Origin of the sequence: Phyllobacterium endophyticum (genome assembly GCF_003010935.1) — a bacterium.
GTDB classification, from domain to species: domain Bacteria; phylum Pseudomonadota; class Alphaproteobacteria; order Rhizobiales; family Rhizobiaceae; genus Phyllobacterium; species Phyllobacterium endophyticum.
The window spans coordinates 258,094-275,121 of record NZ_PGGN01000002.1 but is presented as its reverse complement, the minus strand read 5'-3'; the positions used below and the strand labels follow the sequence as shown (position 1 = coordinate 275,121).

At 57.2% G+C, this 17,028-nt stretch carries 16 protein-coding genes and 1 tRNA gene; 8 read left to right on the top strand and 9 right to left on the bottom strand.

Translation table 11 applies throughout. The features are described from left to right. Nucleotides 1-17: 17 nt before the first annotated feature. Nucleotides 18-410 carry a YkvA family protein gene (locus CU100_RS09240; RefSeq protein WP_106716314.1) on the top strand — a complete coding sequence of 131 codons (393 nt, stop codon included), beginning with the start codon at nucleotides 18-20 and terminating at the stop codon, nucleotides 408-410. 249 nt (nucleotides 411-659) lie between these two features. Here CU100_RS09240 and CU100_RS09235 read toward each other — a convergent pair whose 3' ends face one another. The 3 genes from CU100_RS09235 to CU100_RS09225 form a co-directional block, all read right to left on the bottom strand. Beyond that, a complete protein-coding gene (locus tag CU100_RS09235) occupies nucleotides 660-917 on the bottom strand; it encodes a DUF982 domain-containing protein (protein WP_146141821.1) in 258 nt (85 codons plus the stop codon). 69 nt (nucleotides 918-986) lie between these two features. Then, the gene (locus CU100_RS09230; RefSeq protein ID WP_245418977.1) at nucleotides 987-3,872 is read right to left on the bottom strand and encodes an autotransporter family protein; all 2,886 of its coding nucleotides are present in this window, start codon (nucleotides 3,870-3,872) and stop codon (nucleotides 987-989) included. 368 nt (nucleotides 3,873-4,240) lie between these two features. After that, a complete protein-coding gene (locus CU100_RS09225) occupies nucleotides 4,241-4,681 on the bottom strand; it encodes a winged helix-turn-helix transcriptional regulator (RefSeq protein ID WP_106716312.1) in 441 nt (146 codons plus the stop codon). 89 nt (nucleotides 4,682-4,770) lie between these two features. Here CU100_RS09225 and CU100_RS09220 point away from each other — a divergent pair, with 89 nt between their 5' ends. From CU100_RS09220 to CU100_RS09195, 6 genes are all read left to right on the top strand, one after another. Further along, on the top strand, nucleotides 4,771-5,586 hold the full coding sequence (locus CU100_RS09220) for an oxidoreductase (RefSeq protein WP_106716311.1): 816 nt from the start codon (nucleotides 4,771-4,773) through the stop codon (nucleotides 5,584-5,586). 59 nt (nucleotides 5,587-5,645) lie between these two features. After that, nucleotides 5,646-6,647, top strand: a complete 1,002-nt coding sequence (locus tag CU100_RS09215) for an NADP-dependent oxidoreductase (RefSeq protein ID WP_106716310.1) — start codon at nucleotides 5,646-5,648, stop codon at nucleotides 6,645-6,647. 258 nt (nucleotides 6,648-6,905) lie between these two features. Next, entirely contained in the window at nucleotides 6,906-7,874 is a 969-nt protein-coding gene (locus tag CU100_RS09210) for an NAD-dependent epimerase/dehydratase family protein (protein WP_106716309.1), read from the top strand. Nucleotides 7,875-8,015: 141 nt separating this feature from the next. Beyond that, nucleotides 8,016-8,219, top strand: coding sequence for a hypothetical protein (locus tag CU100_RS09205; RefSeq protein ID WP_106716308.1), 204 nt, complete (start codon nucleotides 8,016-8,018; stop codon nucleotides 8,217-8,219). 69 nt (nucleotides 8,220-8,288) lie between these two features. After that, nucleotides 8,289-9,059 (top strand): pyrroline-5-carboxylate reductase, encoded by a 771-nt coding sequence (locus CU100_RS09200; RefSeq protein ID WP_106716307.1) that lies wholly within the window; start codon nucleotides 8,289-8,291, stop codon nucleotides 9,057-9,059. Nucleotides 9,060-9,281: 222 nt separating this feature from the next. Beyond that, complete coding sequence (locus CU100_RS09195) at nucleotides 9,282-9,491, top strand: hypothetical protein (protein ID WP_106716306.1); 210 nt, start codon at nucleotides 9,282-9,284, stop codon at nucleotides 9,489-9,491. A gap of 358 nt (nucleotides 9,492-9,849) precedes the next feature. On the opposite strand, the gene CU100_RS09190 is transcribed toward CU100_RS09195, so the two are convergent. The 6 genes from CU100_RS09190 to CU100_RS09160 form a co-directional block, all read right to left on the bottom strand. Further along, nucleotides 9,850-10,074 (bottom strand): hypothetical protein, encoded by a 225-nt coding sequence (locus tag CU100_RS09190; RefSeq protein WP_106716305.1) that lies wholly within the window; start codon nucleotides 10,072-10,074, stop codon nucleotides 9,850-9,852. 391 nt (nucleotides 10,075-10,465) lie between these two features. Then, on the bottom strand, nucleotides 10,466-11,671 hold the full coding sequence (ssuD, locus tag CU100_RS09180) for an FMNH2-dependent alkanesulfonate monooxygenase (protein WP_106716304.1): 1,206 nt from the start codon (nucleotides 11,669-11,671) through the stop codon (nucleotides 10,466-10,468). A 40-nt stretch (nucleotides 11,672-11,711) separates the two neighbouring features. Continuing rightward, nucleotides 11,712-12,554: an ABC transporter permease subunit gene (locus CU100_RS09175; RefSeq protein WP_106716303.1), complete on the bottom strand. Its 843-nt coding sequence runs from the start codon at nucleotides 12,552-12,554 to the stop codon at nucleotides 11,712-11,714. Then, complete coding sequence (locus CU100_RS09170; RefSeq protein ID WP_106716301.1) at nucleotides 12,551-13,345, bottom strand: taurine ABC transporter ATP-binding protein; 795 nt, start codon at nucleotides 13,343-13,345, stop codon at nucleotides 12,551-12,553. The genes CU100_RS09175 and CU100_RS09170 overlap by 4 nt, the downstream gene beginning before the upstream one ends. Nucleotides 13,346-13,417: 72 nt before the next feature. Then, nucleotides 13,418-14,425, bottom strand: a complete 1,008-nt coding sequence (tauA, locus tag CU100_RS09165; protein WP_106716299.1) for a taurine ABC transporter substrate-binding protein — start codon at nucleotides 14,423-14,425, stop codon at nucleotides 13,418-13,420. 698 nt (nucleotides 14,426-15,123) lie between these two features. Further along, nucleotides 15,124-15,197, bottom strand: a tRNA-Cys gene (locus CU100_RS09160). Between the two features lie 255 nt (nucleotides 15,198-15,452). On the opposite strand from CU100_RS09160, the gene CU100_RS09155 reads away from it, so the two are divergent. Beyond that, the gene (locus tag CU100_RS09155; protein ID WP_170113784.1) at nucleotides 15,453-16,922 is read left to right on the top strand and encodes a glucosyltransferase domain-containing protein; all 1,470 of its coding nucleotides are present in this window, start codon (nucleotides 15,453-15,455) and stop codon (nucleotides 16,920-16,922) included. Nucleotides 16,923-17,028 lie beyond the last annotated feature (106 nt).

The window sequence follows — 17,028 nt, the reverse complement described above, 5'->3', positions numbered from 1 at the left end:
GGACGGTTTGATTCGCCATGACATTCCGCCAAAGGCTGGAAAAGGCGAAGACATGGGCGCGGCTGGTGAAACGCGATGTGGTCGCCCTGTGGATCGCCGCACGGGATCCACGCGTGCCATGGTATGCAAAGCTTCTCGCCGGGTGCGTTGCGGCATACGCGCTTTCGCCTGTCGACCTCATCCCGGATTTTATTCCGGTCCTCGGTTATCTCGACGATATCATCATTGTTCCTCTCGGCATTCTCGCGGCTGTTCGCATGGTGCCGCGGCCGTTGATGGCGGAGTTCCGGGCGAGAGCCGACGCGGCAGAACGCCGGCCTGTCAGTCGCATCGGCGCGGCCGTCATCATCGCATTATGGCTGGTGAGCAGTTTATTGCTGATTGCAGCTTTCTGGTCGCGCGGCACATGACCGGTCAGAAGCTTCGCTTCTCCTGCTCGGTTTGATCGAGGCGCTCCAGCAAGTCACGGAAGCGTTGGTCCGTGGGCACGGCCTTATAGTGCGTCTGGAGCGCTTCACGCAGCTCATGACGGTGTGACCGCTGTTTTGGCATTGCAGCGTTCCCTGGGCTTTTGTCTTCGACCATGGCTTCCTGCTCAGTTGGGCAGCAAACCCGAAAGTCCGGTGTAGGTTCCAGCGCCGGAAAGAAAAAGTGTGATTTTATCCCGACGCGACAGGCGGGGCGAGGATTCCGGCTTCATCGGCAGCATGCACGAAGTCCGCTCGAGCTTCCTCCGCTGAAGCATCTCCTGCGATCGCTCGCCTCAATGTTTCAAGCGCCGCTGCTTTTTTCGGTCCTGTATCGCCCGGCCAATGTTCCAGCATGAAAGCCAGGGCCGCAGGTACGGAATTCAGCCCTCGACTCTCGTCGACACGCGGGCCGATGACGAATACCCTTGGAAATGTGAGCTCTTCCATGCCCGGTGAACGACCGGTATCCCAAAAGGTTGCTGTCCGCCACAGGACCAATATCGGGCAAATATCTCCTCAGAATTTCACCCTGAACCCTGCCGTACCATTGACGCTATAGCTGTCGGCGAAATTGGACAGGCTCGTATTGAGCGAGAGCTCGCTGTAGAGCGAGTACTTGTCGTCGTTCCAGTTATAGCTGCCGCCGGCGCCGATGCCGCCCCAGGTGCGATCGTTTTCCAAAGCGAAGTTCACGCCCGAGACGTCAGTGTCGGTGCCGTCGAGGAATTCGTAATAGAGATTGGCGATGCCATAGAGATTGGTGCGGGTCATCCTGCCGGCGCCGTCTTCCCAGGCATTCTGGTAATCGGCGGAAAGCCCGATACGGCCCTTGAGGCTGTCGCCGCTGCCAAAGGAGATCGCTGCCCCGAACGGATCGGTGAAGTCGTCGATATCGACGCTGGAATAGGCAAGCTGCGCCTGCGGCGTCAGGGTCCAGTTCTGGTTCAGGCCGATGCGCTTGCCCGTCTCGAGGCTGAGCGCATAGCCGAAGCCGTCACTGCCCTCGGCAAGGTTCGTACCAAGCGTGCTCGACCTGAGATCGCTGTCATACCAGGTCGCCTGCGCCTGACCGTCGAGGTAAAAGCCGTTCTGGCCATACCAGGTCAGCGTGCCGCCAAGACCATAGCCGTCCGTGTCGATCGAACCATCGCCGAAGAACGAGGAAATATCCGCCGAGCCATGGCTGTAATGCGCGCTGAGGCTGCCGATGAGCCTGCCGGCGTCGCTCTCGTGGAACTGGCCGTCGATACCGGCCGTGCCCTTCCAGGTATCCACGTCGTAATCCGCGTCCGTCGTCGAAGTCCTCGGCTCGAACCTGCCATGCGCGCCGTCGATCCGCCCCCAGATGCCGCGCGCATTGGTGATGATATCGCCGCCTTCGGAAGCCATCGGCGCAGCTTCCAGCGTGCCGGGGCCATCGCCCTGTGCAAGCGCGCTGTTGCCTGCCCCCGCCCAGTAGCGGTTGCCGACACGCTGCTGCAGGCTCGACAGGCCATTCAGTTTCTGCAGCACCTGCGAATAAGCTTCGTAGAGCGGCGTTCCCGGCTGGTAGATCGGGCCTGACGGCGGTATCGTAGGCGGTGTCGTAGGCGGGTTGGTAGGTGGATTGGTCGGTGGATTTGTCGGGGGATTGGTCAATTGAGAACGCAGGTACCAGTCGCCGTCGGCGGGCGTTGCAACGCCGTTCTTGTGCAATGTATAGCCATAGGCGCCGGCAACGACCGCCTGTTCGCCGTTGATCACATAATCTCCGAGCAGCGAGAATGTGCCGTTGGAAGCACCGCCAATGTCGACGATCTTGATGCCCTCGACAGTCGCTGCACCTGCGCCGCCGACATTGATCACCTTCACATCGCTGCTGCCGGAGGTTGCGCCGGTCACAACCAGCCTGTCGGTCGGCGAGGCATCGCCGCCAAGCTCTGTTTCGATCTCGAGCAGGCCACCGCTGCCCGTATAATCGCCGTCGATCGTCAATGTGCCGATGGAATTGCCGGGGGCAATCGTCCCCTCGTTATCCGTGTCACCGAAGATCGTGCCGATGCCGCCGAGTGTACCGTCCGGAGCCACGAGCATGGGAGTGGTGATCGAGCCATTGATGACCAGAGTGCCGAGGCCGACCGCCGTCAGGCCGCTATAGGTATAAGCGCCATTCAGGATCGTCTTGCCGGTGCCGATCTGCACGACGGTCCCGTCACCCGTAATGGCGTTATCGAAAGTCACCGTATCGGACCGGTTGAAGCCCAGCGCACCACCGCTCAGCGTGATGTCGCCGACGATGCTGCCGCTCGTGCCACCATCGCCGATGGCCAGGCCGCCCTCCTGTATATCCCAGTTCGTCACGGCGGCACCGGTGCCGGTCAGATACCAGGCACTGACACCGACCTTCTGATAGGAGTCGAAATTCTGGTATTGCGGGCCGATGGTCGAGACATCGAAGACATCGTCATCCGCTCCACCAAGCCTCAGCGTGTCAGTCGTCGCTGTTGCATTGCCGACGACATTGCCTTCGATGACCGATCCGGATTGGAGTTCAAGGATCAGTGAGTTCGTTGCTCCTGGGTTAAGCAGAATTGCATTGGCTTGGCCGCTCCCAGCGCGAATGGTTCCGCTATTGATGAGGTCCAAAGTGACACCGGTTGTGTTGTTCACGATTGCGGTCGCCCCGCCCCCGCCTTCAATCGTACCGTTATTGACGATGGTTCCGGTTCCTATGCGGACATATAGTGCGGACCCCACTGTCGGCGTCGTGCCATTCAGAGGCCCATTGCCACCGCGAATCGTTCCATTGTTAATCAGTGTCGAGGTTCCTAAAGGACCGCCTATATCAATGCCATTGCCACCGAATGCAACTGAGCTATTACCTCCTTGAATAACGCCGTTGTTGCTCAGCGATGCATTCGAGCCAACCTTGGCGCCAAGCCCTCCGCTTCCGCCCGCTCCACCGCCTGCCCCACCAGTGATTGTTCCATTGTTGGTTACCGTCATTCGTTGATTCAGCCACATTCCGACCTGTCCACTTGTCGTGCCAGCAGGACCGGCGCTGCCGCCAACCAGTGATCCGGCGAATGCGAACTGGGCCCCTGCCGGAAAAGGACCAGTCAACGACACGGCCCCCCGACTTGTCAGGGTTGCCACATTATAGAAACCCGAGAGTGTGAAACTTTGCGCATCGATCGTGATGGGTTTGGCAGGCGACGGCAAAACGCTGTTCGCCACCGCGAAGTCACCGGTAAGCACAATCGTCGCATTCGGATCGCCATCTGCGTTCGCATCAACAATGGCCTGGCGCAACTCCGCGTCGGTACTGGCCGTGTAATCACCCGCCGAAGCTGGAGATATGGAAAAGGCAATCGCCAATGCCGAAGTGCACACCCCGGCAAGAAGCGCGTTTCGTGTGCCCAATATTTCACTGCTGCCGCTTCTTCCCACCGACCTGCCCCTTGATGCTACTCTTGGAACTGCAACCTATGGCATTCAAGAAGTACATCAATAGGTTGTATCGGCAATTCTCATTGTTGCTTAAGAAAGCTTGAACCTGTTGCCGTGCAGCAACGACGCGGCTTCGGATGATCGGCTCGGTTGTTCAACTTCGGTTGTAGTCACCAGAGCGGCTGGAGGTTCCGACATTCGAGGTCGGCCGCAGAAAATAAACTGGGAACGTTTGCTCAGGTTACCAGTTAGGCCCCCCGTCCAGGAAATACTCCCCTCTTTCCTGGCCCTCCCATGGAAACTGAGCCGGGCTCCAGGCCCGGCTCCTTTTCGTCAAAGCTTCAGCCCTCTCGCTCGGGAACGACAATCCTGATCGGGCGCGTACCGACGGGGGCGCCGGTCCTGCGGTCGATGGTGACCGGATCGATCTCGGTTCCGGTCTCGGCATCGAAAAACCGCGTCACCTCACCTCCACTGCGATATTTGCTTCCCCATGCGCCGATCGCAAAAAGGACCGGCAGAAAGTCACGTCCAGCCTGCGTCAGCACGTATTCGTCGCGCGGGGGGCGGTCGGAATAGCGTCGCTTCTCCAGCAACCCCTCGTCAGTCAGCGTTGCAAGCCGCGCCGTCAGCATTGTCGGCGCGATCGAAAGACTTTTGCGGAATTCATCAAATCGGGTGAGGCCCGTATTGGCATCCCGCATGATCAGCATACTCCACGCATCCCCCACGAGAGCGAGGCTCCGGGCGATCAGGCATGGCTGGTTTGAAAGATTCTTCATGTCGATATCTTTTTGATAGTGACTTAGTACGAAAATGATAGTAACTGATTGTCCATCAATGTTCCACAACAAATTGAAGGCAGACGAAGATGAGCAAGACAGAACCCCGCGTAGCCCTCGTCACGGGCGCTTCCTCGGGAATTGGGCTGGTAACCGCTCGGGCCTTGCGGCGCGATGGCTATCGCGTATTTGGAACCAGCCGCAAACAGATGCCCGACGCGGCGGACGGGATCACGATGCTGGTCTGCGACGTGACAGATGATGCATCTGTTCAGGCGGTCGTAGACGATGTCATGGCGCGGACCGGACAAATCGATCTGCTCGTCAACAATGCCGGTATCGGCCTGCTCGGCGGCGCAGAAGAATCCTCTGCGGCTCAGGCGAAAGCTGTGTTTGACGTGAATGTATTCGGCGTCCTGCGGATGACGAATGCCGTCCTGCCCGTAATGAGAAATCAGCGCAGCGGCCGCATTATCAATCTGAGTTCCATATTCGGCCTGGTTCCAGCTCCTTACAACGCCCTCTATGCATCGACCAAACATGCAATCGAGGGCTATTCGGAATCACTCGATCATGAGGTTCGCACGCAGGGCATCCGCGTTGTGCTCGTCGAGCCCGGCGCAACGCGCACGTCCTTCGAGGAAAACCTCACCCGCCCGGACCAGCCGCTCCCCTTCTACGACTCTATCCGTGACTTCGCGGAGCAACTGATGCGGGAAATCATCGAGAAGGGCGATGCACCCGAGATTGTCGCGGCAACGGTTGTGAGAGCCGCCAATGCGGCCGCGCCCAAAAGGCGTTACACTTCCGGCAAGGTGGCGGGCCAGGTTCGTCTGATGCGTCGCTTCATGCCGGAATCGTTTGTCGACAAGAACCTGCGGAAGTTCGTTCGGCTCCCCAACTGAAACGCTCAAAGCGACACCATGTGGCTTCGCCCCCTTGCTAAATCTGAAAGTTGCGTTCCATGAAATCTTTCCTGATCGATCGATATGAGAAGGGCGGCGCCCTCCGCCTCGCTGATCATCCGCAGCCGGAGTTGCGGGAGAATGACGTCTTGGTTGAGGTCCATGCCGCCAGTGTGAACGCCCTGGATGCCAAGATCAGGAACGGAGAATTCAAGCTCATCCTGCCATATCGCCTGCCATTGATCCTTGGCAATGATGTAGCGGGCGTCGTGGCCCGGGTCGGATCCGGCGTCCGGCGGTTCAGGCCCGGTGACGAAGTCTATGCGCGGCCCGCCCAGGATCGCATCGGGACATTTGCGGAATATATCGCGATGGACGAGGCCGATGTGGCATTGAAGCCCAACAACCTGACCATGCAGGAAGCGGCGTCGATACCACTGGTTGCCTTGACAGCTTGGCAGGTGCTGGTCGAGCGGGCGAACCTGCAGAAAGGACAGAAGGTCCTGATCCATGCCGGCTCCGGCGGCGTGGGCACGATCGCCATCCAGCTCGCCAAATATCTTGGTGCGCAAGTGGCGACGACCACCAGCACGGCAAATATCGAGCTCGTCGAAAGCCTCGGCGCCGATGTCGCGATCGACTACAAGAGGGATGAGTTCGAAGAGGTTCTGAGGGACTATGACGTCGTGCTCAACAGCTTGGGCACCGACACACTGACAAATTCACTCGCTGTACTGAAGGCGGGAGGAAAGCTGATCTCGATTTCCGGTCCGCCTGACCGGGAATTTGCCAAGGCAAATGGCTCCAACTGGCTGCTTCAACAGGTCATGCGCCTCCTCAGCCTCGGCATCAGGAGAAAAGCAAAGCATCGCGGCGTCAGCTATTCCTTCCTTTTCATGACCGCGAACGGTGGGCAGCTCTCGCAGATCACCTCATTGATCGAGGCAGGTGCGATCAGGCCTGTCGTGGACCGTATCTTCCCGTTCGAAAAAACCAACGAGGCGCTTGAATATGTCGAAACGGGACGCGCGAAGGGGAAGGTCGTGATCTCAGTGGCATGAGGTGCGAGCTGTTCGAATTTTTACATTGAAATCCCGCATTGAGAGATCGGGAACTCAAGGCGGCTTACCCACCAATTTGACCGGAACTTTAAGTCACGCTGCCGGTTAAGATAGCGGCAGGCACGCACTTGCGTAAACCACTGTTTTAGCTTGGTTCCAGTGAGATCCAAATGGAGGACCATCGACCCTATGTTTTTTCGAATGATCCGAATGATCGACTGGGACTGAGCATATATTAGAGCAGGACGTCCGTCGGCGATGAATAAACAGGTCGTTCAGAATTTCGGCCATGAAACGAGCCTGCTCCGGCGGAAAAATGTCCTTGTGACGGGCGCATCGGGGTTTATCGGCAGCGAACTGATCAGACAGCTGGAAACCTCTGGCTATCGTGTGACCCAGGCTTCACGCAACACCCGCCCCGGCAGGCTTCCGGTGCTACAATTGCCCTCTTTTGACGACCCCCTCACCGCCTTTGAAGACCTGCTTGAGGATGTTGACCATGTGGTGCATCTGGCGGCCATTCACCATGCGAGTGCATCCGTGTCGGCCGAGGAATATCATGCCGCAAACTGCATGCTGACCGCCAGACTGGCTCAGGCTGCCGACAAGATGATAAGCGGGAAACTCGTTTTCACATCTTCGATCCGGGCGCAGTGCGGCGGCGTATTCGACGGCGTCATCTGCGAGAACGATCCGCCGCACCCGACGGATGATTACGGACGGGCGAAACTCGCTGCGGAAGCCGAGATCGCCGCCGCCATGCCTCGCCGGAACTATACGATCCTGCGGCCGGTTCTCGTCTACGGTCCGGCCGCAACCGGCAATCTTGCCAAACTGGCGCGGCTCGCGGCGCTGCCCGTACCGCTCCCGCTGAAATCACTGCCCGGCAGACGATCGCTGCTCGACCGCGCCGCCCTTTGCGCGGCCATCATCCATTGTCTGCAGGAACCGAAGACGGATGGCGAGGTGTTCATCGTTGCGGATCAGCGCTCCTTGACGCTCGGCGAAATGATTTCGGCCATGCGCCGGGGAATGGGCCACCGCCCCATGCTTTTTTCCCTTCCCGACCATGTTCTCGATCTGGTCGCGCAAATAACCGCTCAAAACGACCGAAAACAGAGGCTGTACCGTGACCTCGTGGCAAGCTCGAGCAAGCTCCAGTCCACCGGCTGGGTCGCCGTGGAGGACCCGATTCGACAAATAGAAAGCCTGCAACGCGGTAAGTAGTGCCACCAGTTCCTGCTATGAGCTTTCGATCGGCTTGCCCGTCTTGCTGGCCGCACATATCATCTCGCCGTCCGGCGATTCTCATGAGTCACCGTACGTCCCGGGCACCGGGGCTGTTATTGAACTGTGGGGGAGACAGCCATGATCGCAGCTTATATCGACGAGTTCATCATGCTCTGTGCAGGGTTGTGGATGACCGCCGTAGGGTTCCGCTATATTTCCTTTCCAATCCCGGGCCCCGGCGAGAAAAATGCGTGGCTTGCAAATATTGTGAACCATTTCAGATGGATGGGACCGCTATTGGTGATCATCGCCGTTGTACTTGCCATAGCCGCTCCGGCCTGATCTGTGAAAGCCGGTCGATTTCTCATGTTGATCGGCCTATGATACCGGACACGTCAGATCGGAGGAGCGATGCAACTAGGCTTTGTGGGATCGGGTGCCATAACCGAAGCTGTCGTCACAGGCCTGATGAAATCGAGGACGGATATCGACGGGGTGATCGTTTCGCCGCGCAATCAACACGTGGCATCCCGCCTCGCAAAGACGTTTCCAACCGTACGCGTGGGTGCCGGCAATCAGGAGGTCGTAGACAGCGCCGACATCGTGTTTCTCGCAATCAGGCCGCAGATTGCCGAAGACGTGGTGCGAGAGCTCAGGTTTCGTGAGCAACAGCATGTGGTGAGTTTCGTTGCTGCCGTCCAGATCGAAGCACTTGCCAGCTGGATTGGCGTGCCGGCGACCATCAACAGGGCAATTCCCCTTCCGTTCGTCGCCGAGTTGCGTGGAGCAACGGCAATATACCCGCCCAATGATCGCATAGCCGACTTGTTTTCTTCCCTGGGAACTGCGGTTCAGGCGAAAGAACTCAAGCAGTATAACCTTTTCGGCACCGCGAGTGCATTGATGGCCACGTATTTCGGCCTGATGGAGACAAGCGCCCGGTGGCTCGAAGCGCAAGGAATGCCCTACGATCAGGCCAATTTGTATCTAAGACAGCTGTTTGGCGGTCTTTCCAACGTCGCCAACTCATCGAAAGAGCAAACGTTCGAGGCAATGGCCTCCGAGTTTTCGACGAAAGGCGGCTTGAATGAGCAGGTATTGGCGGAGTTTACCCGAAATGGCGGACCGGAAGCTTTGACGCTTGCCCTCGGATCGGTACTCAAGCGTATTGAACAGGCATAGCGAACTGCCATCTCGCAATCAGCCGCGGCATCGAAATTGAGACATCCGCAAACGAGCAGATGTTGTTCTGTCGAATACGTGTCGCGGAGTGCATGAACATAACTGCCATCATCTAGGGGCAGAGCGGTAAAGGCAGCCTGTGTCATCGCCATTCTCTTGATAGATCGTAGCGCCAGGGAACCCTCCCCGCGGCAAATGGTTTCTTGGCAACAGGAGGTCGCAATGGCTAAATCAACTCAAAAGTCACCGGAAACCGACGCCAAAGGTCAATTCGCCAAGACTCAGCACGGGGGCGACAACGATGGAGTTTCCAGTGCAAATCCGCGCGTCTTATCTGGCAAGAAGGACGGCGATGCGACGTTCAAATCGGATGCGAAGGAGAACAAGAAAGACCGCCAAGCTCCCAGCAAGCCAAACGTGAGGTCTGACTAGCCGCTCGTGAGATGACCATTCCTCGGCCACGGCTGGAATAGCTCTGTCGCTCTAGCGGGACATCTGTGGAGATGCGCTGCTGGCTCCGAGCCGATAACGCCAGTCTTCGGCGAAGGCCGGGGCTGAAGCAAAGCCACAACGTGGTGGGCAGGGTATCAGGGTTATGAGGATTTTATACAGACGGACGCTTCGAAAAACGTTCGTTCTTCTCGTGCTTCACCGGATGCTATGGATTTAATCGAGGAACGTTGCCGCAGGACGGTTTGATTGTCTGGCGGTCGTTGAGAACTCCGGCACGCGCAGACCGCCAGCCTCGCCAGGCGGCAGACTCTGAGAAAGGTGACCTTGGCTCGATTTCCTATCCGGCTCTGCCGGCAACATCGACGCCAATCCTGCCTGACACCCATGGTATGACCTCTTTCACACCGTCTGAATATTCCACGGTGATAACCGACTCGAAGTTCGAGACGACTGTTGCCTGCACCCAATTCTCATCCGAGCCGTCATCGTTGCGTCGGAGGACATTGACGGCATCGCCCCGCCTTTTCGAACTGATTTTGTCTGTCATATCTGGATGTCGCATGGCAGTTGCCTCCTGACGCTCCTAACTCGCACCGGGTCAAGAAGTTGCTGCTTTGGCGATCCGCATCACTCCGCCCCGCGCGCTCGTAGAAGGGTCTTGAGGTTCACGCCAGCGTCCGCCAGTGCTAACGGGTTGGGGCTGACATGCGTCGCGACCAGAATTTCGGCCAGCTTGATATTCTTTGATACCGTTGCCAATGCCAAGGCCAGCGGCCGCCACAACACGCCCGTTGCCGGCTACCAGCGTCGTGCAATCCTCCATTAGCTCTCGAGTAGTATGGGCTTTGGTGACCTGAAAAGGAATGCCTGCGGGCTAAAGCCGCCTGCCCTTGCTCATATGGAAAAGGCACGGTCGTATCTTCGAGCACTGGTGTATGCGTTCGGATGCTAGGTCATGCGGGCAGCTTCGATACGATCGTTTCCTGCGGTGCTGATGCCGCCCGGGCAGATGAGCGTGCAGGCGATAAAGCGCTAGGGCCGCGACCAAATTCCAGGTCCCATCCACGTTCTGGATTTGAAGCCTCACCGGTGATCCCGAGCTCCGGAAATAACAGTTCGGCAACATTGAACGCTTCTTCAAGATGCGGGTTGGCAGACGCAATCACTGTTTCGATACCGATCTCCTGATATTCGCGCAGGCGTTCGGCCACGTTTTGGGGATTGCCAACAAGGGCGGTACCGGCGCCGCCACGGACAAGGCCAAATCCTGCCCATAGATTGGGGCCGATGACGAGCTTGTCACGACTGCCCTGATGCAGGCTGGCCATTCGCTTCTGGCCCACAGATTCAGAAACATTCAAGAACTGATGCTGGGCTTCTGCGATCAGATCGTCGGTGACATGACTGATCAATTTGTCCGCCGCCGCCCAAGCTTCCGCCTCTGTCTCCCGTACAATCAAGTGAATGCGCAGACCAAACCGGATGGTGCGGCCGGCTTCGCTGGCCCTTGCCTTGACCTGTTCTATCTTTCCCGCGAGCAGACCGACAGGTTCACCCCAACTCAGATAGGTGTCGGCATGTTTGGCAGCGACCGCGATGCCGGAGTCGGATGATCCGCCGAACCACAGCGGAGGGTGTGGGCGCTGAACAGGCGGAAAGGACAACTCTATTCCCTGCGCTGATAGATACCTCCCCTCGAAGTCTGCGGGTTCACCGGAAAGGATCCGGCGCCAGATGGTGAGGAACTCATCTGTCTGTTCGTAGCGTTCGCTATGGGAGAGCTTGTTACCGTCGCCAGCAAGATCTGCGGGATCCGCACCGGTGACGACATTCACGAGCGCGCGACCGCCAGAAATTCGGTCGAGTGCAGCGGCGTGTCGCGCAAACAGAGAAGGAGTACCGCTTCCCGGCCGCAACGCCACCAGGAAACGTAGACGTTCGGTTAGTGGAATAAGCGCGGCGGCTGTGATCCATGCATCTTCGCAGCGCGTTCCGGTGGGAAGCAAAACCCCCTTGAAACCGAGCCTGTCCGCAGCCTGCGCGATGTCGCGCATGTAACCGAATGTTGCGGGCCGGTGGCGCTCGTCGGTGCCAAGATAAGCACCGTCACCATGGGTTGGAAGATACCAATAAAGATCAAGTGGTGCGGTCCGGGACATTTTCAAGCCTCTCGAGGGATATGATAACGCGTTGGTCGGGTCACAACTTGCCCTTCCAGGGAACCAGTCGTCGCTCCAGCAAGCGCATCAGGAAGGCAAATGTGAAGGCGAGTACAGCTATGACTATGAGGCCAACAAAAACGACGTCGATCGCAAGAAAATTGGCCGCAGACATGATCATATAGCCAATGCCCGAGCGGGCAGCGATGAGCTCCGCGGCCACCAACGTACTGAGCCCGGCACCAATTGCGATGCGCAGACCAGTCAGGATTTCCGGCAAGGCAGACGGCAGAATGATGCTCGTGAAGATTTGCGCGCGATTGGCGCCAAGTGAAAGCGCAGCATTCACACGTTCTGGCGGAACCGATCGCACGCCGGCCTGCGCCGAAAAACAAATCGGAGCGAAGGTGGATAAGGTCAAAAGGACGATTTTCGACGTCTCTCCTATCCCGAGCCAGATAATAAGGAGAGGCAGATAGGCGAGAGGAGGAAGGCCCCAATAAAGATCGATTGGGACGCTGAAAACACCACGTGCCCACCGGTTGATGCCCATAGCCAGACCCACAGGAATACCAAGTCCGACGCCGATGAGGAGAGCTGCGAACAAGCGTCCAAGGCTGGACAGAACATGGTCCAGCAGCGATCCATCGGCGTAGCCAAACGTCGCAACATCGACAAACTGACGTACCACTTCATCAGGCGACGGAAAAAACAGCGAAGAGACCCAGTGGTACTTCGTTGCAACAAGCCACAATGCAGCAAGAACAGAGAATGTTGCGACGCTGATGCCGAGCGTACCGCGTTCGGTAGCAGGCAGCCGCCTCCTTGAGTTTTTGGCAGCTTCAGCAGGGATATCGGTGCGGTGATCAGCTGCAATCGTCATTGCAATCCTCCAAAGCCTCTGGTGTCCGGACGGTGGATGAGGTCGCGGATCGCTTCTCTCAGTTCGATGAATCGCGGATCGGACATGATCGGACCAATGTCGCCTGTTTCTGCGAACTGCCTGACGAAATCGGCGCTGTAGCGCGCGATGATGCGGCCGGGACGCGGCGACATCACAACGATCTCGGTGCCAAGAATAAGGGCCTCCTCAATAGAGTGCGTGATGAAGAATATCTGCTTCTCGGTTCGCGCCCACAACGATGCCAGCAATTGCTGCATGGTCTCCCGGGTAAGGCTATCGAGTGCGCCGAATGGTTCGTCCATCAGCAGTATCTTCGGGTCGGTGGCGAGTGCTCTCGCGATGCCGACCCGCTGCCGCATTCCTCCGGAAAGTTCATAGGGTGGCTTATCTGCAAACTCGGTGAGATCAACAAGCCGCAGAAGTTTGCGGGCGCTCTCGTATCGCTCGGATTTCGGCACGCCCTGATATTTGAGGCCAAGAGCAACGTTGTCGATCACATTCGCCCACGGCAAGAGCGTATCCTTTTGAAACACTACACCCCGGTCGCCGCCCGGCTGTTTGATTTCAACGCCATCGAGCGTAATCGAACCCTCAGTCAAGGGCAGGAAGCCGGCGATGGAATTGAGGAGCGTGGACTTTCCACATCCAGAAGCACCGAGCGCCACCACTATCGACGAGGGCGGAATATCGAGCGATACGTGATCAAGCGCATGAACGGTACTGCCATCGGCAGCGGGAAATCGCACGCTGGCATTGCGAATCTGAAGCACGACTAACCCCTTTTTACGTGGTAGGAACGCAACCGCGAGCCCTGCGGTCACGTTCGGGTTGCAGGGGAAGGATCAGTTGGAAGAGACAATTGTTGCCGCAAATTTCGGATCGGCAAACTCTGCATAGCTGTCCTTGATCGCCGTAATTTTGCGCTGGTCCTTCAGGAACCCTGCAGTATCCTTCAGGACCTTGGCGACACCACCTTCGTTGCCGCCACCGAGCCATTTGCTGGAAATCTGCTCGGAAATCGGGACCACCACAGTCGCTTTCAACCGTTCCGCATTGTCCGCGGCTGTCCCACCCTGAAGATTTGCGATCAGCTTTGCGTTCTCGGAGTCTGGTCCCCATGCAGCTTTGTCGTTCTGATATGAGGTGTAATAGTCATCCACCACATGAACGAAGTCAGAGACGAATTCCGGGTTCTTGGCGGCAAATTCGCCAGTCGACACAAAAGCCCCGAAAACTGGAGCGCCGCGATCGGCAACCTGTCCGGATGTCAGAAAAACGCGACCGTCCTTCTTTAGCTCCGACAGTGCAGGATCCCAGACAAAGGCACCGTCGATGTCACCGCGCTTCCAGGCAGCAACGATTTCCGGTTGCGGTATCGCGATAATCTGCGTTTCCTTTTCACTGATCCCCTCCTGTTTCAGAACGGCCAATAACTGGTAGTGATCAGTCGAGACCGGGGCAGCAGCAAACTTCTTACCCTTCAGATCGGCTGGTGTTTTGATTTCCGGCCGGACAATGAGCGCCTCACCATCGCCTGCGCCACCGGTAATATAGATAGCCTTCACATCGATGCCTCGGCTGACAGCCGCTGCGAACGGACTTGAACCAACGTCGCCGATCTGCACGTCGCCGGATGCAATCGCTGCAAATATATCGGCTCCGGAGTTAAAGCGGCGAAACTCAATGTCCCAGCCCGTTTTCTTTGCGATATTGCCATCGGCAATGCCCGCAACATAGGGAGATGCTCCGGTTTGATAGGCGATGACCACCTTCTTTTCATCTGCATGCGCAGCTGAAAACATTGAAGCCAGGGCTATTCCGAAAAGAGCGGCGGGAATAAGCTTGCGCATGAATATCTATCCTTCTTGCAAAGGGGGCAGCTTCAGACCGGCTGAACTACTTTTGCCCCGACCGCTTGAAGGCTATCGACAAGGAAGCAAAGACAAAGAAACGACTTTTTAAAAATTGCTTATAAGAAGAACTATATGTCCTGTACTGCCTGTTTTATTAACCAGTATATTTTTCTTGTTAACTGCGATCCACTTAGAAAATATTGCCCATAAGGTCTGAAATACAGTCAGAAGTGTTCTTCACAAAAGCATGCCTCTGTCCGAGGTGTCGCAGCGGCCGCAACTATGATGAGTTCACGGCTGCGGAGCTGCGATCAACGCCCCATTTGCGGAGCCACGACTTTGGACAGAAGGTCATCGAGGCATTTCACGGGGTGGACGCATCGGCCCGATAGCCCGTTTGGCCAAAAAGCGCGTCATGACCGTCGCTACAGACCTTCGGCGGAAGACCAGTGTGGTCACAGAACATCGCTGTTGCATCCCGGCCGGCACGCTATTGGAAATCCGTCAAGGTTTGTCGCTTGCCAATGCTCCGTTGCTGTAACCCAAGCGAGGCTTGCCCCAAGCGGCGTCTGCGTTTGCAGTCTGTCGATCCAGCCGATCAGGTAGACTCTGATCAGGCTACAAGGTGGGATTCCGCCCTTGCCCACAAAGCTAAGTTCGTCAGTAATATCAATCAACATGTTAGGCGTGTTTTTTGGAGGCCTCGCCCGGAATCGAACCGGGGTGCAAGGATTTGCAGTCCTCTGCGTAACCACTCCGCCACGAGGCCTCGACGTCAAATAGTTAATGAAATTAACTACTTAGTGAAGTGACCATAGTTCATGGCGAACAGCGTCACTTGCGGCATTCCGAATAGCCGTTTTTGTTTTGTGCCGCAATACGAAAAATGAGAACTGCCGGAACATTCGTCAATATGTTTATACGCTCATCGACCCGGCATTAGACTAATGGACCCACGTCGGCACTTGCAAACAACACGGCTCAGCGGTAGTGGCACCATTATTTATTTTTTATGGATATTCTTATGTATCTGGAGCAGCGGGCAAGCGACTTTGTCAAACTTTGGCTTATCTTTGCCTTCGTTTACTTTCGCATGCTCACCGCAATGCCACTGACGATCGACGCCGAATGGACGACGATCGCCCCGAACCATCATTACTGGATTACACAGGGCCGCTGGTTTGCCTATGTCCTGACCACGTTCATCCTGCCTCCGCACCTCGTTCCCTATTTTACAATCGCCTTGTTCGGCCTTTTGGCATGCGCTGCCTACCTGCTGGTCCTCAAGTCTTGCTCCCTGCCGCTCGATTGGCGAACGCTCCTGACCTTTCCCATTTTCTGCGGCTTCCCCATCTGGAGCTTCATCGCGGAGTTCCCCTCCAACATTGCGGGTGCCGGCGTCAGCTTGCTTCTCTGCGCCCTCGCCGCCCTCGCGATAAAGTCCAGGCGGGCCGAAAACGGTACACCTGGCTGGCTAGTCGCCGCGGAAATCGCCGCGCTCACCATGGCCATCGGCACTTATCAGGCCTTCGTCGTCGTCTACCCGACCATGATCATTGCGCTTCTGCTGATCAACCCTTCTTTTGCAAACCTCAAAGACAGAACAGGCTTGGCTGTACAGGCTGCCCTGATCCTGATCGCCGCAACATTATTGAACTATGCCATACAGAAATTGTTCTACTTCGGCTTTGGCCTGCTGCCCGGCGGCTATGTAGCCCAATTCCTGCGACTGGACCTCTTCCTGGACTCGCCGCTGTGGGTACTGGCCAAAACGGCGTTTCAGGCTGCAAACATCTACTTTGGCACACCGCGGGTATTCGGCTCTTTCCTCATCGTCGGTGTAGTAGTGGTCATGGGGGCGATTGCTGGAAGTCGCGGTTCGTGGGTGAACCTTTGCCTCGTCGGGTCGCTCATGAGTGTGCCGTTGGGCCTCGCCTTCGCGTCAGGTGGCAGCGGTTTACCCGATCGTGCATTGCTTGGCGTGCCGATCGCCATATGGGCCCTTTCCATTCTGGCGCTTCACGATCGCGTCAAGGCGATCCGCTATGTCTCGATCGCCGCAATTGCTCTTCTCACCATTCAGTCAGTGGCGGTTATAAGCCAGTATCAGGCCGTCAGGAATCTCGTGGCGGAACATGACCGGAGCGCCGCAGCGCAGATCTATCAGCGTATCGCGTCTGTCGCCGACTTGACGCAGGTTACCAAGGTCGATTTCTTTGGAGGCCTGCCCGCCCCAAAACCGGTCTTTCGGACCGGCAGGACCTCATCTGCCGCCGGCTCCTTCTTTTCCTGGGATAACGGCAATGCTGGCCGCATCGCGGCCTATATGAAACTGCTCGGCTATGAAAATCTTCAGCTCCTGCCGGAAGCCGAGCGGCGGGGCCTCGTAGGCAGATACAGGTCGATGCCCTCCTGGCCCAACGCCGGTTCGGTGGTAAGGGATGGAGATATCGTCCTCGTCAAACTCGGCGAGGCCATAGGCTACTTCCCTTGAGCAATGCTTGACCTCTGCGTTGTCTCGAGGCTTCGCATAGGCTGACGGTCCGACTGCGGACCATTAGCGTGGATCGCGCGCGCATGGCTATCGTCGCTCCCCCTAA

Bases quoted from the DNA above. Each gene is read 5' to 3' on its own strand.
- CU100_RS09240 (WP_106716314.1), top strand. From the start codon at position 18: ATGACATTCCGCCAAAGGCTGGAAAAGGCGAAGACATGGGCGCGGCTG.
- CU100_RS09235 (WP_146141821.1), bottom strand. From the start codon at position 917: ATGGAAGAGCTCACATTTCCAAGGGTATTCGTCATCGGCCCGCGTGTC.
- CU100_RS09225 (WP_106716312.1), bottom strand. From the start codon at position 4,681: ATGAAGAATCTTTCAAACCAGCCATGCCTGATCGCCCGGAGCCTCGCT.
- CU100_RS09220 (WP_106716311.1), top strand. From the start codon at position 4,771: ATGAGCAAGACAGAACCCCGCGTAGCCCTCGTCACGGGCGCTTCCTCG.
- CU100_RS09215 (WP_106716310.1), top strand. From the start codon at position 5,646: ATGAAATCTTTCCTGATCGATCGATATGAGAAGGGCGGCGCCCTCCGC.
- CU100_RS09210 (WP_106716309.1), top strand. From the start codon at position 6,906: ATGAATAAACAGGTCGTTCAGAATTTCGGCCATGAAACGAGCCTGCTC.
- CU100_RS09205 (WP_106716308.1), top strand. From the start codon at position 8,016: ATGATCGCAGCTTATATCGACGAGTTCATCATGCTCTGTGCAGGGTTG.
- CU100_RS09200 (WP_106716307.1), top strand. From the start codon at position 8,289: ATGCAACTAGGCTTTGTGGGATCGGGTGCCATAACCGAAGCTGTCGTC.
- CU100_RS09195 (WP_106716306.1), top strand. From the start codon at position 9,282: ATGGCTAAATCAACTCAAAAGTCACCGGAAACCGACGCCAAAGGTCAA.
- CU100_RS09190 (WP_106716305.1), bottom strand. From the start codon at position 10,074: ATGCGACATCCAGATATGACAGACAAAATCAGTTCGAAAAGGCGGGGC.
- ssuD (WP_106716304.1), bottom strand. From the start codon at position 11,671: ATGTCCCGGACCGCACCACTTGATCTTTATTGGTATCTTCCAACCCAT.
- CU100_RS09175 (WP_106716303.1), bottom strand. From the start codon at position 12,554: ATGACGATTGCAGCTGATCACCGCACCGATATCCCTGCTGAAGCTGCC.
- tauA (WP_106716299.1), bottom strand. From the start codon at position 14,425: ATGCGCAAGCTTATTCCCGCCGCTCTTTTCGGAATAGCCCTGGCTTCA.
- CU100_RS09155 (WP_170113784.1), top strand. From the start codon at position 15,453: ATGTATCTGGAGCAGCGGGCAAGCGACTTTGTCAAACTTTGGCTTATC.